Raw genomic sequence first — 23,618 nt, 5'->3', positions numbered from 1 at the left:
ATGAGAAGATATTTAAAATTACATAGTATTAATAAAGCAAAATTTATAGTAAATAATTATATAGATAAATTAAAAAATGAGATTGAAGAGGTTAATTTATTTAACGCCATTGGTAGAGTTTTGGCTGAAGATGTATTTTCAGATGTTGATATTCCACCTTACGATAGAGCAAAGATGGATGGATATGCAGTTAAGGCAGAAGACACCTATGAGGCAGATGAAAATAATCCAATAGAATTGAAAATAATTGGCTCATTAAAGGCAGGAGAAATTAAAGACCTAAAAATAAATAATGGAGAATGTGTAGAAATAGCAACTGGGGCTGTAATTCCAAAGGGTTCTAATGCAGTTGTAATGGTTGAATACACAGAAAAAAAAGATAACAAAGTTTTAATATATAAGGCAGTCCCTCCTATGGAAAATATTCAATTCACTGGCTCAGATATAATGACTGGTGAATTAGTTTTAAGAAAAAACACTAAATTGACTCCAAGAGATATAGGAGTTTTAGCGGCAATTGGTAGAAACAAAGTTAAAGTTTATAAAAAATTAAAATTTGGAATTATCTCAACTGGCAACGAACTTATAAGTCCAGGAGAACCTTTAAAATTTGGAAAAATTTATGATATCAATACATATACATTGGCATCATATATAAAAAATCTTGGATATGATTTTGAATTTTTTGGAATATCTAAGGATGATGTAGAAGATTTAAAAGAAAAAATTAAAAAGGCATTAAAAAAATGCGACATAATTTTATTGAGTGGGGGAACTTCAGCAGGAGTTGGAGATTTAACTGAAACTGCTATTAAAGAATTAGGTGGAGAGATTTTAATTCACGGAATAAAGATAAAACCGGGAAAGCCAACAATAATTGGAAAAATTGATAATAAATTAATTGTCGGATTGCCAGGATATCCTACATCTTGCTTAACAATATTTGATGTTCTCTTTGGTGACAAAAAAAATGTTGTAAAGGCGAAGTTTCCTTTAAGATACATGTCTGCTATGGGTAGAGTTGAATACTTACCAGTTATTTTAGTTAAGCATAAAAATGGATATTCAGCATATCCTATAACTAAGGGTAGTGGAGCAATAACATCTCTATCAGAGGCGGATGGATACATTGTTGTAGAGGAGAATAAAGAAATCTTAGAGAATGAAGAAGTTAATGTATATTTATTTGGAGATGTTAAAGTTGGATTGAATATAATTGGTAGTCACTGTATAGGAATTGACTTAATTTTAAAAGAAACTAATTTATTGGCAAAGACAATAAATGTTGGTTCCTTAGGAGGATTGTTGGCAATAAAAAGAGGAGAGTCAGATATTTCAGGAATTCATCTGTTGGATGAGAAAACCAACGAATATAATATTCCATTCTTAGAGAGATATAAAATTAAAGATGCAGTTTTGGTTAGGGGGTATATTAGAGAGCAGGGTTTTATGTTTAGGAAAGAATTCAACTTTAAAACTATTGAGGACATTTTGAAAAATATATATAATTTGGAGTTTATAAATAGAAATAAAGGTTCTGGGACAAGGATATTGTTTGATAAGTTTTTAAAAGAAAATAAAATTAATCCAAAAGAGATTAAAGGATACAACATAGAGGCAAAAACTCATTCAGCAGTGGCAACAGCAGTGGCTATGAAAAAGGCAGATATTGGATTAGGGATAAAGACAGTTGCAGAACAGTATGGATTAGGATTTATAAAGTTAGCAGATGAGCATTATGATTTTTTAATTAGAAAGGAAAGGTTTAATGATGAAGATGTAAAGAAATTTATTGAAGGTTTAAAAAAAGTTAAATTGCCATTTGAAAAGCCAGAAAATTGTGGAGAAATTATATGGGAAAATTAAATGGTTCATAGTTTTGAGTATTAAACATATTTAATGAAGATAAAAATAAATCTCCTATTGTTTAAATTTTACTTAAAAATATACAAAGTGGGGATGGTTATGGAAAAAATAGAGGCATTAATAGACAATACATACAAGACCGTTGATGATAAAGCCATAATTTACCTTTATCTAACTAACTCTATATTAAAGGATAGAGATTTTAAACCATACTTTTATGTTGAGTTGAATAAAGATAAGATAGATTATGAAGATATTGAGACAATAAAAGATTTTCTTTTAAAAAATGATTTGTTAAAATTTGTTGAAGATTTTAAAGTAGTTAAAAAAAAGATATTTAAAAAAGAAAAAGAAATTTTAAAAATTATTGCCACTCATCCACAAAAAGTTCCGAAACTTAGAAAAGTTAGAGAATGTCCAATTGTTAAAGAAATTTACGAGCATGATATTCCTTTTGCTAAGAGATATTTAATTGATAAAGATATTATTCCTATGACATATTGGGATTTTGAAAATAATAAACCAGTAAGTAGAGAGATTCCTAAATTAAAGGCAGTATCTTTTGATATTGAAGTTTATAATAGAGATACCGAGCCAGACCCAGAAAGAGACTCAATATTAATGGCAAGTTTTTGGGACGAAAATGGAAGAAAAGTTATTACCTATAAAGAATTTGATCATCCAAATATTGAAGTCGTTGAAAATGAAAAAATGTTAATTAAAAAAATAATTGAAACATTGAGGCAGTATGATATTATCTACACTTACAATGGAGATAACTTTGACTTTCCTTACTTAAAAGAGAGGGCTAAATTATACAACATAAAAGTTGAGTTGGGAAAGGAAAATGAAGAAATAAAAATAAAAAGAGGGGGAATGGAATATAGAAGTTATATTCCAGGAAGAGTTCATATTGATTTATATCCAATTTCAAGAAGATTGTTAAAATTAACAAAATACACATTGGAAGATGTTGTCTATAATCTATTTGGAATTAAAAAGTTGAAGATTTCGCACAAAGATATTGCAAATTATTGGATAAATAATGATAAAACTCTAGTTGAATATTCCTTACAAGACGCTAAATATACATACAAAGTAGGAAATTATTTCTTCCCTTTAGAAGTGATGTTTTCAAGAATTGTTAATCAGACACCATTTGAGATTACAAGAATGACTTCTGGGCAGATGGTTGAATATTTACTAATGAAAAATGCATTTAAGGAAAATATGATAGTTCCGAACAAGCCAGATGATGAAGAATATAGAAGGCGTTTATTAACTACATATGAAGGAGGATATGTTAAAAGCCCAGAAAAGGGAATATTTGAGGATATAATATCATTGGACTTCAGAAGTTTGTATCCATCTATAATAATTTCCTATAATATAAGCCCAGATACATTGGACTGTGAATGTTGTAAAGATGAAAGTGAAAAAATATTAGGACATTGGTTCTGTAAAAAAAGAGAGGGTTTAATTCCAAAAACATTGAGAAATTTAATTGAGAGAAGAATAAATATTAAGAAAAAAATGAAACAACTAAATAAAGAAGATGAGGAATATAAATTACTAAATTATGAGCAACAATCTTTAAAGATTTTGGCTAATAGTATCTTACCAGATGAATATTTAACTATTATAGAAAATGATGAGAAATGTAAAGTGGTAAAGATAGGGGAATATATTGATAAATTAATGGAAAGATATGGAAGTAAAATTAAAGTCAGTGGAGATAGTGAAATCCTGAATTTATCAACTATAAACTTAAAAACATTCTCCTTTAATATAGAAAGTAAAGAAAGTTCTATAAACAAAGTTAAAGGATTAATAAGGCATAAATACTCTGGGAAGGCATATAAAATAAGGTTGAGATCTGGAAGAACGATAAAAATAACTGAAGGTCATAGTTTATTTAAATATGAAAATGGAAGAATTGTATGCATTAAAGGTAACGAAATAAAGGTTGGAGATTTAATTGTGGTTCCAAAAAAATTAAAATCTGCCAATAAAGAGATATATATAAATATTCCAAAAGGATTAGTTAATGCTGATGAAGAAGAGATTAAAAATATTCATATAAGAAAATACAAAAATAAGGAGTTTTTCGTTAAATTATTGAAAACTATTGAAAGTATAGAAAATAAAGAGTTTGATAAAGGATTTACTGACAGTTTAGAATATTTAAACGAACTTAACTTAATTACATTTAAAAAATATTCAAAAATAAATAAGATAACTGTTAATATATCAAATAAAAAGAAATTTGCCATTTATAAAAAGTATGTTGAGACATTTTTAAAATATGGGAATTTTAAAAAGAATTTTTGCAGTATCCCATATTTAAAAATAAAGGATTTCGTATTAAAATTGCCTGATAAAGAATTTGAAGATTGTGAAATTGGAGCATACTCTGAAAAGTTAGATGCAATTTTAAAGTTAGATGAAAAGTTGGCAAAGTTTTTAGGAGTTTTCGTTCCAAGGGGAGTATTATCCAAGATTGTACAAGATGACTACATTATTTACGAAGTGGCAGTTTATAAATCAATTCCTGAGCATCAAGAGAAGGTTTTAGAGATATTTAGGGAAGTTTTTGGTTCTGGTAGTATCTCTAAGGATAAAGTGAGGATGGAAAAAAAGATAGTTTATCTATTGTTAAAGTATATCTTTAAATTTGGAGATAAAGGAAAAGATACTAAAAAACGCATTCCAGAAGAGTTATTTTTTGCTAAAGAAAGTGTTATAAGAAGTTTTATAGAGGGCTTCATTATAGCAAAGAAAAACAAATTTAAAGAGCCATTAACATTTATGGCTAAGGATGAAGAATATTTATATCAATTAATGTTATTGTTCAACTTAGTGGGAATTCCTACAAGATTCACACCAGTTAAAAATAAAGGTTATAAATTAACTGTAATCCCTTCAAATACACGCAACTATCTATTTGATAAAGATTTAATGCTCGATAAAGTTAAAAGTATTGAAGAGTTTGAATATAACGGCTATGTTTATGATTTAAGTGTAGAAGAAAATGAAAACTTTTTAGTTAATAATATATATGCTCACAATAGCCATTATGGTTATTTAGCATATCCAAGAGCAAGATTTTACAGTAAGGAATGTGCAGAAATTGTTACATACTTAGGTAGGAAGTATATACAACAAACAATAGAAGAGGCTGAAAAATTTGGATTTAAAGTAATCTATGCGGACAGTGTTTCTGGAAATACAGAAATAATAATTAGAGAAAAAGGGGAAATAAAATTTACAAAAATTAAAGATTTATTCAAGAAAGTTGAATATAAACTTGGTGATAAAGAATATTGCACTCTACAAGATGTTGAGGCACTAACATTAGATGATAATGGTAAATTAGTTTGGAAAAAAATTCCATATATTATGAGACATTTAGCAAGAAAAAAGATGTATAGAGTATGGATTACAAATAGTTGGTATATAGATGTTACCGAAGACCATTCACTAATTGGCTACTTAAATACAAAATCTATAAAAAAAGTGAAAAAAATTGGAGAAAGGTTTATAGAAATTAAGCCTTGTGAAATCGGAAAAACTGTAAAGTCTTTAATAACTCTAAATGGAACTTTAATAAAAGATAGTGATTTTGCTATAAATATAGGAGTTAAGTTTTGGGAATTAATTGGATTATTAATAGGAGAGGGTAGTTGGGAAGATTATACAAATATTGCAAAATATTACTTACATTTGTCAGCAGGACTTGATAGAGATGAAATAGTTAATAAAATATTAGAACCTCTTAAAAAGGCAGGAGTTATTACATATTACTATGTAAATAGAAAGGGAGATGTTAAAATTTTGAGCAAGAAGTTAGTAAAGTTTATGAGAGTATTTAAAGATGAGAATGACAGAAAGATAATTCCAAAGTTTTTATACAAATTAAGAAGAAAATATATTGAAGCGTTTTTAAGGGGTTTTTTCAGTGCAGATGGTAGTGTAATAATAAAAAGAGGATATCCAGAAGTTATGCTAACATGTATTAATGAGGAACTGTTAAAAAGTATAAGGAAACTCCTATGGCTTGTAGGAATTTCTCACTCCATATTTAAAGATAGTGGAACATATTCAATGTATATATTCATTAAAAATAAGTGGTTATTCGCTAAAAGAATAGGTTTTTTAATTGAGAGGAAACAGAAAAAACTTATAGACCATTTAAAACCAAACAGTAGATATAAATCAACTTTCTTTGATTTTGATTTAGTTAATGTTAAAAAAGTAGAAGAAATTGACTACAATGACTATGTCTATGATATTGAAGTTGAGGAATCACATAGATTCTTTGCAAATGGAATTTTAGTTCATAATACTGATGGATTCTATGCAATTTGGAAAGAAAAAATTAGCAAAGATGAGTTAATAAAAAAAGCATTGGAATTTATTGAATATATAAACTCAAAACTGCCTGGAACTATGGAGTTAGAATTTGAGGGCTACTTTAAAAGAGGTATCTTTGTTACTAAAAAGAAATACGCCCTAATTGATGAGAATGGGAAAATTACAATTAAAGGTCTTGAATATATTAGAAGAGATTGGTCTAAAATAGCAAAGATAACTCAAAAAAAGGTTTTAGAGGCATTATTAGTTGAAGGTAATATAGAGAAAGCAAAAAAAATAATTCAAGATGTTATTAAAAATTTAAGAGAAGGAAAAATAAAAAAAGAGGATTTAATAATTTATACTCAACTAACAAAAGATCCCAGAGAGTATAAAACCACTGCCCCACATGTTGAAATTGCTAAGAAATTGATGAGAGAAGGAAAGAAAATTAAAGTTGGAGACATTATTGGATATATAATAGTTAAAGGATCTAAATCTATAAGTGAGAGAGCAAAACTTCCAGAAGAAGTAGATATTGATGATGTAGATGTAAATTATTATATAGATAACCAAATTTTGCCACCAGTTTTGAGAATTATGGAGGCTGTAGGAGTTTCAAAAAATGAGTTAAAGAAAGAAGGATCTCAATTAACATTAGATAAGTTCATACTATGAAATAGTTAAAAAAATAAATTTATTTTAAAAAGGCATCTAAAGTTAGTTGTTTCCCTTTGTCTTCTTTCTTTTTTTCTTTCTTACTTTCTTTTTCTTTTTTAGATTTTTTAGAAGTTTCTTTTGTTTCTTCTTTTAACTCTGTTTTTGTTTTATCTTCTCCATCTATTTTTTCCTCTGTTTTTATATTTATATCTTTTTTAATCTCTATTTTTTTTTCTATTTGAGTTTCTATATTTCCTTTAAGTTTCTCTGGGTCTTTTTTCTTTTTTCTTTCTAATTTTTTCTTTTCTTTCAATATTTTTAATATTTCAGATGCTAATTTATTACCTACTAAAACTTTTAACTCATCCTCATTTATATTAAAGTAATCGACTAAATCAGCGGCAATATATGGATTTTCTTTAGCAATTACTTTTAGCATTTGTAAGTCAAATCTCGCTCTCTTTGATGAAGTATGGGTTTTCTCTCCAATTTTCTTTAATATTTTATTTAATATTTCTCTCTCCGCCTTTGTCTGGGTTAGTAATCTAAATATTTTCGGATAACTGTATGGCGTCCATTTTCTATATTTCTCATCTTTTGATAAAGCAACACCAGCAGTCATTAATGTCGTTGCATACTTCCAAAAACTGTAATTTTGTCTTCTCATCACCCTACCTAAATATCTATCCGCCTTAGATAAATATTCAAAAGCCCTATTTATTTCTTCCAACTTTTCATACTCTTTTGGAACATTTTCGGCAATCCATTCTATTATAACATCTGGTGTTTCATCAACATTCATCAATGCAGTTGTAGCAACTCCATAGTTAGTAGTTTTTAAAATTATCCTTAGAGCATCAAAAATATTTGCCTCTCTATTTCTATCTGGTAATTTTTGAACAGCATCATAGCTTAAATCTCCAGACAAAGCTAATGCCTCCAAATCATTTATAGCACTTCTCAAATCCCCAGCGGCTCTTAGGGCTATCATTTTTAATGTTCTATCATCCACATCAAGTTTTTCTTTTTCAGCTATCCTCTTTAAAACTTTATATATGGCAGTTTTACTCAACGGTTTTAGTTGAACAACCTCTACATAAGGTAAAAGATTCCTTATTGATGTAGCATATGCATCATTTGCTATCAAAATTATTGGGTTTTTTGCCTTCTTTATAACTTTTATTAGTTCAGAAACTCCACCAGCATCTTCTTTTCCTGAAATTCCATCAACTTCATCTAAGATAATTAAAAATTTCTTCCCAAATATTGATGATGATGTTGCCGCATGACCAACAATTTTTTTTATTACTGAACCACTCCTTTTATCACTCGCATTTAACTCAATAACTTCAAAGCCATAATCATTTGCCAAAGCATAAGCCATTGTAGTTTTTCCACAGCCAGGAGGTCCAACTAATAAAATTGGTTTTGGTTTTTCTCCTTTTAAATAACTTTCAATCCAACCTTTTAATTTTTCTTTGACTTTTTCATTTCCAACAACTTCCTTTAAAGATTTTGGTCTATACTTTTCCACCCAACTTAACATAAAAATCCCTAAACTTTATTTTTTAAGAATTTTAAAGTCTAAAGATAAAACATACTCTCGTGGAGCATAACTTTTGACAATTCTCTTTTCTAATACTTTACAATCACATTTTTTTTCAAATAACTTTATTGCCTCGTCAAAATCAGAGCCAATTGTATAGTAATGTATAACTCCTCCCTCATTTACTATTTCTAATGCTTTATCTATAAATTTATGGGAGTATTTTGGCAAATTCATTATAACTCTATTTCCCCTAACTTCAACATCTCTAACATCGCTCAATATAGGAATTATTTTATGCTCTAATTTATTTAATTTTATATTTCTTTTTAAAAGTTCTATTGCATGTGGATTTATATCTATGGCATATATTTTTTTAGCGTTTCTGCATGCAATTGAAAAGGGTCCAACTCCTGCAAACATATCAACAACTATATCGTTTAAATTAACTTTTTTCATAATTCTTGCTCTTTCACCACTTAACCTTGGAGAGAAATAAACCTTCGCAATATCAACATACAATCTATAACCATTTTCTTTGTGTAGTGTTAAAGTTCTATTCTCTCCCGCTAAATGCTCCAACTCTCTAACTCTAAACTCTCCCTTAACCTCACTTTTTCTTCTAAAAACTCCTTTACATGGAATTAATTTATATGCAATTTCTCCAATCTCCTTTCTCGTTTTTTCATCAATTTCATCAGATATTTGCAAAATTACTAAATCTCCAATAACATCATAAGATAAAGATATTAATCCCTCATCAATCTCCTTTCTAAATCTTTTTGATATAACTTCTCTAAAACTTGGTTTTCTTTTAATCTCTTTTTTCTTTAAATCTTTTTCAACTATTTCAATATTTGGAATTAAATCTTTTAAATTAATATTCTTTAAATTCTCTTCATTTAATGGAATGTATAAAAAATCTCCCTCCTTTACTATTTTGTAATTTTTATTTAGCAATTTGTTTTCTAACAACAATCTTCTTATTTTTTCTCCTTCTTTGGCATAGACCTTTGCACATAAAACCAATTTCTCACCGTTTTAATGCCTTTAAATAATCTTTTAGATTTATTAATTTTTTATTTTTTATATCAAGTGTGTATAAATTGATTTGTAAATTCTTATATCTTTGTTTATTCTCAATAAGATTTATTAAATCAAAGAATTCTTTTGCGTGCAAGAAAGCAGTTATGTTTTCAATAACAATGTTAATTTTTTCATTTGGGTTGTATTTCTCTATCGTTTTGTGGATTTTTCCAAAGCCCTCTTCAAATAATGTTTCAATTTCGTAGTTCTCATCTCTATCAACAAAATACACATCAACAATTATATTCTTGTTCTTTCCTTCCTTTGGATGTTCGGTTTTGATGATGTTTTCTTTAATAGCATCCCAATCTTTTTCTTTGTCGTCTTTTTGAATTTTTTCATCTTTTTCAAGTTTTTTGATTAAACAATGAGTGACAAAGGATTTTACATTTATATGCTCTTTACTTTCGTTTTCTCCTTCATTTATGATTCCTAAGGTAGTATAATATTTATTGTTAATTTTTTCAAGTATTTCTTTATATTTTTCTTTGGCAAAATTAAGGATAGCATCCATTGGTGCAGTTTGCGGAGCATTTTCTATATCAACAAAACCAAAAAGTGCTTTTGTAATATTAATTTTTTCTTCAAAGGATAATTTTCTTGGGATTATTTCAATGATTTTTGCTTTTAAATTTAATTTGTTCCACTTTATTTCGTTTAGGATTGTTTTGTATTTTTCAAAGATATTTTCAGATTTTGTATAGAAAATAACAATTCCTCTTTCTTTTGAAAATATTGCCCATAATCTATCGGCAAGATTATCTTTATCTATGTCATTTTTAGAATCTAACTCTATAAGAAATATGTTTCCTTCATCGAGGTATCTTTCAATCTCATATTTGTTCCAATCCTCCTTTAAACTTAGCTTTTTAACTTCTGGGATTCCTCCATATTTTTCTCTACAAATTCTTAATAATAATGTCTCAAATGTTTGAATGTAGTTGTCATCTTTATAATCTTTAAATAAAACAATTAATGGTTCTCCTCTTTTTATTCCCTCAACATTACCACCAAATAAAAATTCTATAGGCTCTTTAAATTCTTCAATTTCTGTTTCTTTGGTTTCATTTGCGTTTGAAACAGTAGTATTTACTATTTCAATTTTTTCTGTTAATGTATCTTCTTTAATTCCTTTAATTACAGATTCTTGTTTTTCTTTCTGAATATTAAGAGTTTCTTTAATTCCCAAGTTTTTAGCCATTTTAAGTCCCCTAAAATCAGTAATATTTAGTGAAGGTTCTGAAATAGCAATCTTAGGAATACTAAAACTCTTTTCTATCTGTTTTAAGATTAGATAATCGCTATTTAATTTATTTTGAGTGTATTCAATTTCTGGATTTAAAATTTTAACTTTTGGAATGTATAAGTCATTTTTATCTTTTGAAATGTTAAATTCTATGTTAATTCCAGCATTTAAAAATGTAATATTTGGAAATATAGTCTCAAATTTTGGAATTAATAAAGAGTTTTCAGCTTTTGTAATGTTAAAGCTTTTATCTACATTTATATTTAAAAATTCATAATATGGAGTTGTTAGTTTGATGTTTGGTATTTTCAGTTCGAGATTTTTTCTTTGTAGAGTTATATTTTTCTCTAAAATAACATGTTTAAAGTTTAATTTTGCATTATCAAAAACAATTTTTGGAATTTCAAAAATTTTTGTCTCTTCATTGCTTATAGTTTTTTCTTTAAGTTCTTTTTGTTTTGAAATGTTGATGATTTGAGAACTTTTATTTTCTTTTTGTTGTTTTTTATCAGTTATTTTTCTTCTTTTTTCTCTATCTTTATATTTATCTTCATATTTTAATAGAATTTTTTCATTCATTTTAATCTCCTCAATCTGTATGGAAAGTCTCTTAAGAAATCACCATAATACATTAAAATAGGCAACTTTCCATAGTTAGTAATTTCCCAATATTCACTGTTCTCAATAGTTAAAATTATTGCAAGTTTTAAAAATAAGATAGGAGCAACTTTATTTAAAAAATCAAAAAGTAAAATTTTGGGTTTTGATAATTCTTCTTCATAAGGTATTTCATAATTATATTTAGTTCTATAAATTATTTTATTGTTTCTGTAATCATTTTTAGCATGATAATATCTATCTACAATTTCTTTTTTTGGCCATTTCACAATATATTTTTCATCTATTATAAAGAGATACACATCTTTTAAATTTATTTTTGCATTTTCAATATTTATTTCCTCAAATACATTTTCAAGGGATTTTTTAACAAGTTCTTTGTATGTTTCTTTTAAGTTCTCGGGCTTTTCAACAATATATTTAAAAATTTCATAAAATTTTTCATAACCCTCTTTATATTTTTCATATTCAAAATAATAATCATAATATTTTTCATAATTGAAAAAATCAAAGAAATGCCATAAAATTATTTGCATATTAAACAAACTATCTCCAATACTCCCTTTTTCATAATACCATATTGTATAATCTTTTTTAAATGCATCACTATTAACATCTGGAACAAACATAGGACAAAATCCTAAAAATTCTTTTATCTCCCCAAAATGCTCATTTAATTTTGGATATGCTGAAACTAAATATTTCCAATGGATTCCATAAGAACTTATAACAAAGAATGTGTAATAATTATAATTCGCACTAAAAGAAACGCATACTTTATAAAGTTCCTTTAAAATGTCTAAAATTTTATCTGGGTTTTGTATTATATCATCAATCTTAATAGATGTTTGAATATCAATTTTCAATTTTTCAATAATCTCTGAACTATAATTATACATCTCCTCTAAAAACTTAATAAATGCCCATTCATCTTTGTTTTTAGATTTTATTTTAATATCTTTTAATCCCTCTTCTCCAAGTTCTTTTATAGTGTTAGCAAATTCCTTTGGTTCAACATATATTCCAAACATTAAATAAATTAATCTTGCAAGGCTATTTTCTTTATAATTTCCATTTTCATCAATATCTCCAACAAAGAAAGGTAGTATCTTTTTCTCACATTGATTTACCATTTCTAAGGACATATCTACATAAAAATAAAGTTTATCTTTAAGTTCTAAAAGATATTTTGTATTTTCATAAATTGGGACGATATAATTTTGAATATATTCTTTCCATGCCTCTACATCCCAATATTTAAAATTTGGAATTGTATCATAATAAGAGTTCATTTTTCCACCACTATTAATAATTTTTATCTTTTAATATTTTAATATTAATGGTTTTTACGTTATCGAGCATCAAATTTAATACTTTACAAAAAAAATAATACTGTAAAATTAGTTTTCAAAAAAAAGAATTTTTATAATTTATCCAGAAAGGTAGACAAATCTTAAGGCAAAAGCTACTGCCAATACATAAACGAGCCAATGAACTTTTTTTGCTTTTCCACTAAATACTTTTAATATTGGGTAAGTTATAAAGCCCAGTGCTAAACCAGTTGCTATACTGAAAGTCAATGGAATTGATATTAATGTTATAAATGCAGGAATTGCCTCTGAAATGTCGTCCCAATCTATGTATTTTACACAAGTCATCATTAATGCCCCAACAACAACCAATGCTGACGCTGTTGCGTAGGTTGGGATTACCTTTACAATAGGATAAAAGAATAAAGCCAACAAAAACAGTAAAGCCACAATTATTGAAACAAAGCCAGTTCTTCCTCCAACTGCAATTCCTGCGGCAGATTCTATGTATGTGGTTACTGTTGATGTTCCTAAAATTGAGCCAATAACTGTTCCAAGAGAATCTGACATTAATGCTCTCTCAGCCCTTGGTAGTTTTCCATCCTTTAAATAACCTGCCTGTGAACTCAAAGCACTCAATGTCCCCAATGTATCGAATAAATCAACAAAGAAGAATGACAATACTATAGTTAGTAATCCTAAATTTAAGGCCCCCACAACATCCAATTTCATAAATGTTGGTTCTATTGATGGAGGCATTGAAACTATTCCATCTGGGAAGGGTGTTATTCCTAAAATCATCCCAATCAACGCAGTAATTATTATTCCCCACAAAATAGCCCCAACAATTCTTCTACAAAGTAAAATCCCTGTTAAAAATATTCCAAACATTGCCAGTAATGTTGATGGTTCTAATAAATTACCTAATGTAACCAATGTTGCTTTACTTTCAACAATAATTCCAGCATTTTTCAAACCAATAAATGCAATAAACAAACCAATACCAACAGCAGTTCCATATTTTATAGCATTTGGAATTGCGTTAAATATCATTGTTCTTATTTTTGTAAGTGTTAAAATTACAAACAATATCCCAGATATAAATACTGCTCCTAAGGCAACTCTCCAATCAATTCCCATTCCTAAACAAACACCATAGGTAAAGTATGCATTTAACCCCATTCCAGGAGCGAGTGCAAATGGATACCTTGCAAAAACACCCATTAACAATGTGGCTATCGCAGATGATATACAGGTTGCAACCATAACTGCCATAACTGCCCCAAAGTCCATCCCTGTAGCACTTAATATCTGTGGATTCACAAAGATAATGTATGCCATTGTCATAAATGTTGTTATTCCTGCCAATGTCTCAATTCTAAAATTTGTATTATACTTCTCAAACTCAAAATATTCTGCAATTTTCTCCAGCATGTAATCCCTCCTAAGTTTTGTTGAGATTTTATAACAATATTATTGTAGTATATTTAAATTACTGTATATTGACTAATATTATATTTATTTTTTCTTTACAGACTTTAGAACTCTATATCCTCCTTTAATTGTAACAGTTTCAACATTTCCAAAAACTTCTTTCATAAACTTTGCTAATGATTTAGCTCCTTGTTTTGTCTGTATAACTACCCAAATTTCTCCTCTATCCTTTAACATCTCCTTGCCTTCTTTAATAATTCTGTGAAGAACTTCCTTCCCAGCCCTTATTGGAGGGTTGGTTATAATTTTATCAAACTTACGGTTTTTAATATTTTCATATAAGTCACTGTAAATAACTTTTATATTTTGATTTTCTAAATTATTTAACTTTATATTTTCCTTTGCCAATTTTAAAGATCTTCTATTTATATCCACCATTGTAACTGACTTTACTTCATCAGCCAAAGATATTCCAATAACTCCATAACCACAACCTAAATCTAAGATATCATCATCTTTATTAACTTCCACATTTTCAATCAAAATTTTAGTTCCTTTATCTACCTTACCATGAGAAAAAACGCCAGAGTCAGTTTTAAATTTCAATTTTTTGCCTCTTAATATATCTTCAATAATTTTAATGTCTGATTTTGTAGTAGGACGTTCAGAGAAATAGTGCATTGTATCACCAAAATGTTTATAACTTTGTTTAAATTAAAATATTAATCTCCAACTATAAATAAAATTTTATGTAATTTTATCCTTAAAGGTGATATTAATGCATCTTTTGGATTTAGATTGTTTGAGTAGGGAAGATGTATTGAAAATTATTGACTATGGGATATATTTTAAAAAAAATAGAAGAAAACACGAAAAAGTTTTAGATGGTAAGAGTGTAGCAATATTATTTGAAAAACCCTCAACAAGAACAAGAATGAGTTTTGATATTGCTGTTTATGAGTTAGGAGGTCATCCTTTAATAATGAATCAAAATGAGATACACTTGGGTAAAAAGGAGTCAATAAAAGATACTGCAAGGGTTATGAGTAGATATGTAGATGCAATTGTGGCAAGAGTTTATAGGCATAGAGATTTAGAGGAGATGGCGAAGTATTCCTCAGTTCCAGTTATAAATGCACTAAGTGATATGGCTCATCCCTGTCAGATATTGGCTGATTTAATGACAATAAAAGAATATAAGGGAAAATTTAAAGGATTAAAAATTGCTTATTTGGGAGATGGCAACAATGTATGTAATTCTTTAATTTTAGGTTCTGCCTTAGTAGGAATGGATATATATGTGGGAACACCAAAAGGTTATGAGCCAAATGCCAAGGTAGTGTTAAAGGCAAAAGAAATTATTGAAGAGTATGGAGAAGGTTCTTTAACTTTAACTAACGATCCAATAGATGCTGCAAAAGATGCTGATGTGTTATATACTGATGTTTGGGTAAGTATGGGTGATGAGAAAAATAAAGAGGAAGTTTTAAAAGTATTTCCTCCATTCCAAATAAATAATAAATTATTAGAGTATGCCAAAAAGGATGTAATTGTTATGCACTGTCTTCCAGCAAATAGAGGTTATGAAATAACTGACGATGTAATTGATGGGGTGCATTCAGTTGTCTATGATGAGGCAGAAAATAGATTACATGTCCAAAAAGGAGTATTTAAATTTATATTTAAAGCATAGAGAGGGCTCTGCCTTCTATATACCTCCCATAAATTAGTCTTTATTTATTATCACCTCTCTCGCTAAAAATTTTTATTTTTTAATTTAGAGGATTTTTATCAAATTTCGAAGGGTCGCCTGTTTTGATTAATTTTAATATTTAATTTTATTAAATTATTAAGATTTTTTGGAGATTTTACTTAATTGTTTCTATCTTCAATTTTCCCCGATAATTAGGTTAATATTAAAAATTTTAAGGATTTTTAAGCAAATAAATAAAAATAGAAAAATTTATATATAAGTTCGGAGGTATATAAATAATAGCAGTTATTGACCCTCCGAACTATAACCCCTATATAAAGAAGTATAATAAAGTAATTTTAGAAAATTATCTCTTCAAATTGTGTCCTGTCTAAAATCACGCCCCAAAGGGGATGGAAACAATTTGTTTTAATTCATCGCTTAATCCTAATCTTTCTGGTTTAAAATCAAGCCCCAAAGGGGGAAATAAAAAGAGGCATTGCTTCTTTTAAGAAGCGATGCATAGGGAGTATAGCAATAGGGCGGAGCCCTATGGGTATAAAATCAGGCCCCAAAGGGGATAAAAATATTTAAAATTTTTAATAATATAAAATATTTATAGATTTATATATTCACATCTTTTTTAAAAGTAATACTGACCCTCGGGAAAATCTCTATCTGAATATTACAAAATCATAAAAATATCAAAAAAATATTATAATAATATGATAAATTCTAAAATCATAATATTATTATAATAAAAAACAGAATTTTCTTATGATATGATATTATCAAATCCCGAGAATGAATAATATGTTTATATGAAAATCTATAAGGATAATATTACGAATATATATCATAAATTTAAATTCTTTGATATAGTTGTAAATCTTATAGGCTTAAAAAAGGGCAGAAAATCCTTTATTACATACTGAATTTATAAATCTCCATATTCTCATACTTTTTAAAAGTAATACTGACCCCCGGTAAATTTTCAATTCAATATTATAAAATATGAAAAATATCTAAAAAATATTATAGTAATATTAAATATCCTAAAAATCGTAATAGATTATAATAAAAATTTTCTATTTTTTACGATTTAATATTATCGAATCCTGGGAAATTTTCTTGCTGAATATGATTTATTATGAAAATTTATAATATGTCTCACACTAATAGTAATCCAAATATTATAAAAATATCCAAAATTAGGGTAATTATTGCATTGATCATAACTATTTTAGTTCCTAACTTGGCTCCAAACAATGAAACATGTAGTGGCAAAGAGTGTTTTACATATCTTGTTGAAAATGTTAATACATTTCCAATAATTAATCCAATTAGAACCTCCTTTGAACTTAAAATATTTTCATTTAAAAAACCTCCTGCCATAACTATTGCGGCTTGAACATTTAAGACCTCAGTTAAGGCTAATATTCCAACATTCGGATTTAAATTTAATACACTTATTATTGGCTGGATTAATTTTTCAATATAGTTAAAGAAACCAACTTTGTATAGATATAAAACCAAAGTCATCATAAAAAACATTGTCGGTATAAATCTCTTAGAAAATTTTAATGTTTTTGTTAGTGATTTTTTTAAATTCTCTTTTTTATTCAACTTATTAATTTTTGGAACTTCATAAAAATCATTTTTTGAGATTGAAAAAAGATATAAAAATCCAATTATTGTTTTTGTAAATGCTACTCCCAATCTAATTAATATAAACAATACTCCTGTCCATCCTAATATTGGAATAACTACGGGAATAAAAAAAGTAAATATATGTGATAAAACCGATGGAAATGAATTTGCCAAAGAAGTTCCTATAAGTTCTTTCTCAGTTATTTTATTCTCTTTTAAACCTTCTGCTAAAATAGAATAGCCAACTGTAGGACTAAAAAAACACGCTAATATTGAAGAGATTGAAATAGAATTTATATTTAACTTCTTTAAAAATGGAAATAAATATTCACTTAGTTTGTTCATTGCTCCAATATTCATAATGTAATTTACAATAAACATCGTTAATAATACAACAATAGATATTTTTATCGTATAATATAGAGAAGTTTTGACGCACTCAAATAAAAGCATTATATAATACATACAAATCACCGTAATATTTGGAAAACTAAAATTTTTTTAGCCAATCTTTGACACTTAAATACCACTCATCCAAAAGTTTTTCCATCTTTTCTTTAACTTCTTTAAATTCAACTGGTCTATATATATATTTAAATCCACTCTTTTCTGTTATTTTTTCCCTCTCAACCAATCCACAATTCATTAAACTTCTCAATGCTTTTTGAACTGTTGTTCTATCTCTATCTACTCTTTCAGCAATTTCCATTACTGTTGCTTCTTTCATATCCAAAAGTTCAAAATAAATTCTAATTTCAATTTCCTGTAATCCTAAAATACATCTCATTAAATCCTCAATAGTAAATTTCTGCATCCTTGCTACTATGAGATTATCCAATTTATCACCTAATTAAAATCTCATCTTTTAATCTTTTTTTAATTTTTTCAATTCCTAAATTTTTAACAAAATCATACATTCTACCTTTTCCATACTTTGAATATAATCCAATTATAAAGTCAATAACTTCTATAACATCATCCTCTTTTTTAACATTTATTAAGAATTTTCCTTTTTTTGGAAACTTTCCTCCTTTTCCACCAATGAATATTGATATAACTCTATCTTTAATATATATAGCATTGCAGAGTTTGAGACATTCTCCCATTCCAATGCAATTTTCTTTTATAATTTTATTTACCCAATCTATTGCATCTATTTCACAAAAACCTCTACATTTTCCACATTCTTTGCATTCTTTTTTATTAATTTCTAAAATATATTTAAAACAAATGCCAATATCACAAAATTGGTAATGAGTACAATCATTTGGGCATCCACTTACATTTATTTTCAACTTTTTTGGAACCCAAATTCCTTCAAACTCATCATGAATAATTCTTGCCAATTTTATAGAGTCTCCAATAGAATTTGGACATTCAGTTCCAGTACATGCAACTATCTGCCTAATCCTCCTACCTGTTGAACCTAACTTTATTCCAACTTTATTTAATATTCTTTCAGCATCTTCTAAGTATTCAAACTTTATCTTTAACTCAATACCTTGTCTTGTTGTGATATGAATTTTATTTTCACCAAAATTTTTTGCAATATAACTTATAGCATCTAATTGTTCAGATGTTAAATAACCTGGCTTTAAAGATAATCTTATTGTGTATCCATCCTTTTTGGGAATAACTCCAAATTTGTAATTTTGACTGCAAAACATTACATATCACCACTATATTGATAGTAAGTTTTATATATGCAGATGTATCTAAAATTAAAGTGTGAATAAATTATTCACATATTACAAAAGGTGAGATTAATGTATGAATGGAAGTTAAATGAGATAGTTGATAGTGGTATCTGTGCAAGGTGTGGAACTTGTGAAGTTGTATGTCCAAACAATATAATAAAATTTGATGAAAAACCATATATTGAGGAGGAATGTTTAAGAAAAGGACATGGAATGTGTTATGATGTTTGTCCAAGAGTATCATCAGGAAAATACCAAATAAAAATCAGAGAGAAGTTTAAGGAAGAATATTACTATGGAAAAAGTGATATTGAAGGCCAAGATGGAGGAGTTGTAACCGCTTTTCTAAAATACTTATTAGAAAATGGAAAAATTGATGGAGCAATAGTTGTTGGAGATGAGTGCTGGAAGCCAGTTTCATTAGTCGTTCAAACTGCAGAAGATTTATTAAAAACTGCAAAATCAAAGTATGCGATATCAACCTTAGATGCATTAAGAAAGGCTGGAGAAATGGGATTAGAAAGAGTAGCAGTCGTTGGATTACCTTGCCAAATTAATGGTTTAAGAAAATTACAATACTTCCCTTACTTAGCCAAATATGATGGAGAACTTGGAAGAAATGGAAAACCTGTAAAATTACCAAAAATTGAATATCTCATAGGATTATTCTGTACTGAGAAATTTGAATATAACAACATGAAAGAAGTTTTAGCAAAGCATAATATTGAGATTGAGAAAGTTGAAAAATTTGACATTAAAAAAGGAAAATTATTTATTTATATAGATGGAGAGAAGAAAGAAATTGACTTAAAAGAGTTTGAAATATGTCCTGGCTGTAAAATATGTAGAGATTTTGATGCTGAACTGGCAGATGTTTCAGTAGGTTGTGTTGGAAGTCCTGATGGTTATTCAACAGTTATAATAAGGACTAAGAAAGGGGAGGAAATTAAAAATGCAGTTGAATTAAAAGAAGGGGTTAACTTAGAAGAAATTGAAAAATTAGGAAAGTTAAAATTAAAGAGATTTAAAAAAGAAGTTGAAAGAAGGAGAGAGAATAATGAATATATCTCATTCTACTGGACATCTGATTATGGTGGAATTGGAAAGAGATCTGATGGAACTTACTTTATAAGAATTAGGGCTAAGCCAGGAGGATGGTATTCTATTGATGAAATAAGAGAAGTATTAAACATTGCTGAAAAATACAATGCTAAAATAAAGATTACTGATAGAAGTGCTTATGAACTTCACGGCATTAGTGGATTTGATGTTGAAGATGCTGTTTTAGATCTAACAAATAAAGGATTTATAACTGGTTCAGAAGGACCATTAGTTAGAGCTACATTGGCATGTCCGGGAGGAGGAAACTGTAGTAGTGGTTTAGTAGATACATTTGAACTATGTAAAATCATTGAAGATAAATTCAAAGAAAGACCCGCTCCATACAAATTTAAGATTGCAATTAGTGGCTGTCCAAATGGATGTGTAAGACCACAAGTACATGATATTGGTATAGCAGGAGTTAAATTCCCTGCTGTTGATGAGAAAAAATGTAACGGTTGTGGAAGATGCTTTGAAGTTTGTAAAGTTGAAGCAATTTATATAAGAGGAGAAACTTCCTATACTAACTACAATGTATGTATTGGTTGTGGAAAGTGTATAAAAGCATGTCCAAATGAGGCAAGAGATGTTAAAGAAGAGGGATTTATGGTCTATGTTGGTGGTAAAACTGGAAGAGAAGTTGTTGAAGGAATCAGCATGAAGATGAACAGTGTTGATGAAATAATTAATTTAATAGATAAAGTATTAGTTGTTTATAACAAGTATGCTATAAAACCACAGAGAGAAAGATTAGCTGCAGTCATGAAAAGAGTTGGTCAAGAGACATTTTTAAAGGAAGTTATGAAATTAATGAAAAAAGAATCATAAATTAATTATATTTTTAAATTAATCGTGAATCCCTTTTTCAGTTATTCTAAACATTGCTTCAGCATCTGGTAAGTGTGGAGAATCATAGAGTTTAGCAACTCTTTTATCTCCTTTTGCTTTTCTTAAGAATATTCTAAATGTTGCTGCATGTCCTACTATATGTCCTCCAATTGCCTGCTCTGAAGGTCCAAATATTGCATCAGGTCTGGCAGATACTTGGTTAGTTACTATAACAACACAGTTGTATAAATCTGCCAATTTATTGAGTGTAGCCATATGCCTACCTAATTTTTGTTGTCTCTCTGCTAATTTACCTCTCCCTGTATATTCAGTTCTAAATGTTGATGTTAATGAATCTACAATTACTAATTTTATATTTAGCCCCTCTTTAATTAACTTTTCAACATTTTCTGCATAAAGCATTTGCATATCTGAGTTATAAGCTCTTGCGACTAATATATTGTTTAAAACATCTTTTCCATCTAATCCTAATGCTTCTGCCATTTGGATAATTCTCTCAGGTCTAAATGTTCCTTCTGTGTCAATATAAACTGCCTTTGGTTCGTTTAAAAACTCATCTCTTATTGAGTCATCTGCTAAAATTCTCTCTGGACATTGTAAATTAACACATGCTTGATGAGCTATCTGTGTTTTTCCAGAACCATACATTCCAGCAAATTCTGTAATTGACTGACTTTCTAAACCTCCACCTAAAATTTCATCTAAATTTTTGCTTCCTGTAGATAATTTCCAAATATATTTTCTTTGATCTAATATTTCACTTCCACTTTTAAATCCTAAATTACAAAGTTCTCTTGCGGCTTCTATAATTTTTACAGCCGCTTTTTCACTAATTCCATCAATTTCTGTAAGTTCTCCAATAGTTGCAGTTGCAATTTTCATAAAGTCAGAATATCCGGCTTCTTTTAACTTTTCAGCAATTGATGGTCCTACACCGGGTAATTGTGTTAAATCGTCCATATTATCACCATCAGCATAAATTTATAATTGTTAATATTATGATATAATGTAAGTAATAGAATGTTATAGTCAAAGGAGTATATGAATGTTGTTATTAGAATACATATTTTAATATATTTCAATGTATAAATAATAAAATTATAATTGAAAAATCTTTTATACTTAAAAATTTTCTAATTAAAATTTAGTGATAAAAGTTTATGGTGTGATATAATGATATCTAAATATTTAGTTAGAGATGTTATGAAAAAGGGTGTTGTAGAAGTATCTTTGGACACAAAGTTATGTGACGTCATTAAAACTATGGCAAAGTATGATATCTCCTCTGTTGTAGTTTCTGATGGAGAAAGGTTTTGGGGAATAATAACTGATACTGATATATTAAAGCATTATCATGAATTAGATAAAACAGCTGAAGAAATTATGACAGTAAATCCAATAACTATTAGTCCTGAAGCACCATTAGAAAAAGCAATTGATATTATGATAGAGCATAATATTCATCACTTGTATGTTAGATCTCCCTGTGAAGAGAAAATAGTTGGTGTTTTAAGTTCAAAAGATATTATAAAACTATTTTCTAAATTAATAGATTAATCTTATCTAAATAATATTTACATATTTTAATACATTAAACCGAAAAGTTTATATATGTGAAATGTAATGGATAATTATGCAAACATTCGGTGCCGCGGTAGTTCAGCCTGGGAGAACGCTGGACTGAAGATCCAGTTGTCGGGTGTTCAAATCACCCCCGCGGCACCATTTTATGTGCCCCCATAGCTCAGTTGGTAGAGCGACGGACTGTTAATCCGTAGGTCGCAGGTTCGAGTCCTGCTGGGGGCGCCATTAATTTTTAATCATCAGATTTTTTATTTTTTTATTGGGCCCGTAGCTCAGCCTGGTTAGAGCGCTCGGCTCATAACCGAGTGGTCAAGGGTTCAAATCCCTTCGGGCCCACTATATGCTCCGGTGGTGTAGTCCGGCCAATCATGCGGGCCTTTCGAGCCCGCGACCCGGGTTCAAATCCCGGCCGGAGCATTATATTACTATTTTTTATATGTTTAATGCAGGGGTCGCCAAGCCTGGCCAAAGGCGCTGGGCCTAGGACCCAGTCCCGTAGGGGTTCCAGGGTTCAAATCCCTGCCCCTGCACCATAGGTAGTGTGGCCGGGATGGGGTAGTGGCTATCCTGGGGGACTGTGGATCCCCTGACCCGGGTTCAATTCCCGGTCCCGGCCCTTTTTTATTTTTATTACTTTAATTGTTCTGAACCTAAAAACGATACATATGACGATGTTGGAATATTGGATGCAATGGAAGATGCGTCCCCGATCTAATAAGATCGGGGCTGAGGCAAGCCCACGACTGGGGTGGTGAAACCCCACAGCAACCAGTTGCAAGAAAGGTTTATCCTTTCTTGCGACCGTACTCCTAACTTAATTCCGGTTGATCCTGCCGGAGGCCACTGCTATCGGGGTCCGACTAAGCCATGCGAGTCATGGGGCTCCCTTCGGGGAGCACCGGCGCACGGCTCAGTAACACGTGGC

15 protein-coding genes, 6 tRNA genes and 1 rRNA gene are annotated in these 23,618 nt (G+C 28.8%); 12 read left to right on the top strand and 10 right to left on the bottom strand.

The window, feature by feature from the left end:
- Nucleotides 1-1,866, top strand: coding sequence for a molybdopterin biosynthesis protein (locus HZY31_RS06790; protein WP_297318654.1), 1,866 nt, complete (start codon nucleotides 1-3; stop codon nucleotides 1,864-1,866).
- Nucleotides 1,867-1,959: 93 nt separating this feature from the next.
- Complete coding sequence (locus HZY31_RS06785; protein ID WP_297318653.1) at nucleotides 1,960-6,897, top strand: DNA polymerase domain-containing protein; 4,938 nt, start codon at nucleotides 1,960-1,962, stop codon at nucleotides 6,895-6,897.
- Between the two features lie 19 nt (nucleotides 6,898-6,916).
- On the opposite strand, the gene HZY31_RS06780 is transcribed toward HZY31_RS06785, so the two are convergent.
- From HZY31_RS06780 to HZY31_RS06755, 6 genes are all read right to left on the bottom strand, one after another.
- Nucleotides 6,917-8,425, bottom strand: a complete 1,509-nt coding sequence (locus HZY31_RS06780) for a replication factor C large subunit (protein ID WP_297318652.1) — start codon at nucleotides 8,423-8,425, stop codon at nucleotides 6,917-6,919.
- A 15-nt stretch (nucleotides 8,426-8,440) separates the two neighbouring features.
- Nucleotides 8,441-9,454 (bottom strand): tRNA (guanine(37)-N1)-methyltransferase Trm5b, encoded by a 1,014-nt coding sequence (trm5b, locus tag HZY31_RS06775; RefSeq protein ID WP_297318651.1) that lies wholly within the window; start codon nucleotides 9,452-9,454, stop codon nucleotides 8,441-8,443.
- Between the two features lie 4 nt (nucleotides 9,455-9,458).
- Entirely contained in the window at nucleotides 9,459-11,336 is a 1,878-nt protein-coding gene (locus tag HZY31_RS06770; RefSeq protein WP_297318650.1) for a hypothetical protein, read from the bottom strand.
- A complete protein-coding gene (locus HZY31_RS06765; protein ID WP_297318649.1) occupies nucleotides 11,333-12,667 on the bottom strand; it encodes a hypothetical protein in 1,335 nt (444 codons plus the stop codon). The genes HZY31_RS06770 and HZY31_RS06765 overlap by 4 nt, the downstream gene beginning before the upstream one ends.
- A gap of 138 nt (nucleotides 12,668-12,805) precedes the next feature.
- Nucleotides 12,806-14,119, bottom strand: coding sequence for an NCS2 family permease (locus HZY31_RS06760; protein WP_297318648.1), 1,314 nt, complete (start codon nucleotides 14,117-14,119; stop codon nucleotides 12,806-12,808).
- An 84-nt stretch (nucleotides 14,120-14,203) separates the two neighbouring features.
- Nucleotides 14,204-14,800, bottom strand: a complete 597-nt coding sequence (locus tag HZY31_RS06755; protein WP_297318647.1) for a class I SAM-dependent methyltransferase — start codon at nucleotides 14,798-14,800, stop codon at nucleotides 14,204-14,206.
- Nucleotides 14,801-14,897: 97 nt separating this feature from the next.
- On the opposite strand from HZY31_RS06755, the gene argF reads away from it, so the two are divergent.
- On the top strand, nucleotides 14,898-15,812 hold the full coding sequence (argF, locus tag HZY31_RS06750; protein ID WP_297318646.1) for an ornithine carbamoyltransferase: 915 nt from the start codon (nucleotides 14,898-14,900) through the stop codon (nucleotides 15,810-15,812).
- 1,170 nt (nucleotides 15,813-16,982) lie between these two features.
- Here argF and HZY31_RS06745 read toward each other — a convergent pair.
- The 3 genes from HZY31_RS06745 to HZY31_RS06735 are packed head-to-tail and all read right to left on the bottom strand — an operon-like array spanning nucleotide 16,983 to nucleotide 19,129.
- On the bottom strand, nucleotides 16,983-17,927 hold the full coding sequence (locus HZY31_RS06745; RefSeq protein WP_297318645.1) for a nucleoside recognition domain-containing protein: 945 nt from the start codon (nucleotides 17,925-17,927) through the stop codon (nucleotides 16,983-16,985).
- A 25-nt stretch (nucleotides 17,928-17,952) separates the two neighbouring features.
- Nucleotides 17,953-18,300, bottom strand: a complete 348-nt coding sequence (locus HZY31_RS06740) for a helix-turn-helix domain-containing protein (RefSeq protein ID WP_297318644.1) — start codon at nucleotides 18,298-18,300, stop codon at nucleotides 17,953-17,955.
- Nucleotides 18,301-18,304: 4 nt separating this feature from the next.
- Complete coding sequence (locus HZY31_RS06735; protein ID WP_297318643.1) at nucleotides 18,305-19,129, bottom strand: hypothetical protein; 825 nt, start codon at nucleotides 19,127-19,129, stop codon at nucleotides 18,305-18,307.
- 99 nt (nucleotides 19,130-19,228) lie between these two features.
- On the opposite strand from HZY31_RS06735, the gene fsr reads away from it, so the two are divergent.
- The gene (gene fsr, locus HZY31_RS06730) at nucleotides 19,229-21,088 is read left to right on the top strand and encodes a coenzyme F420-dependent sulfite reductase (protein ID WP_297318642.1); all 1,860 of its coding nucleotides are present in this window, start codon (nucleotides 19,229-19,231) and stop codon (nucleotides 21,086-21,088) included.
- Nucleotides 21,089-21,106: 18 nt separating this feature from the next.
- Here fsr and radA read toward each other — a convergent pair whose 3' ends face one another.
- Nucleotides 21,107-22,069 carry a DNA repair and recombination protein RadA gene (radA, locus tag HZY31_RS06725; protein ID WP_297318641.1) on the bottom strand — a complete coding sequence of 321 codons (963 nt, stop codon included), beginning with the start codon at nucleotides 22,067-22,069 and terminating at the stop codon, nucleotides 21,107-21,109.
- Between the two features lie 213 nt (nucleotides 22,070-22,282).
- Here radA and HZY31_RS06720 point away from each other — a divergent pair, with 213 nt between their 5' ends.
- The 8 genes from HZY31_RS06720 to HZY31_RS06685 all read left to right on the top strand — a co-directional run.
- A complete protein-coding gene (locus HZY31_RS06720) occupies nucleotides 22,283-22,666 on the top strand; it encodes a CBS domain-containing protein (protein WP_297318640.1) in 384 nt (127 codons plus the stop codon).
- 91 nt (nucleotides 22,667-22,757) lie between these two features.
- Nucleotides 22,758-22,834 (top strand) — tRNA-Phe (locus HZY31_RS06715).
- 8 nt (nucleotides 22,835-22,842) lie between these two features.
- A tRNA-Asn gene (locus tag HZY31_RS06710) sits at nucleotides 22,843-22,918 on the top strand.
- Nucleotides 22,919-22,954: 36 nt separating this feature from the next.
- Nucleotides 22,955-23,029 (top strand) — tRNA-Ile (locus tag HZY31_RS06705).
- Nucleotides 23,030-23,035: 6 nt separating this feature from the next.
- A tRNA-Glu gene (locus tag HZY31_RS06700) sits at nucleotides 23,036-23,110 on the top strand.
- Nucleotides 23,111-23,138: 28 nt separating this feature from the next.
- Nucleotides 23,139-23,226 (top strand) — tRNA-Leu (locus tag HZY31_RS06695).
- 11 nt (nucleotides 23,227-23,237) lie between these two features.
- A tRNA-His gene (locus HZY31_RS06690) sits at nucleotides 23,238-23,309 on the top strand.
- A 201-nt stretch (nucleotides 23,310-23,510) separates the two neighbouring features.
- Nucleotides 23,511-23,618, top strand: a 16S ribosomal RNA gene (locus tag HZY31_RS06685); the annotation flags it as partial.

The organism is Methanocaldococcus sp. (assembly GCF_024490875.1).
Taxonomy (GTDB): domain Archaea; phylum AGJL01; class Methanococci; order Methanococcales; family Methanocaldococcaceae; genus Methanocaldococcus.
This window is presented reverse-complemented; position numbering and strand designations above follow the sequence as displayed.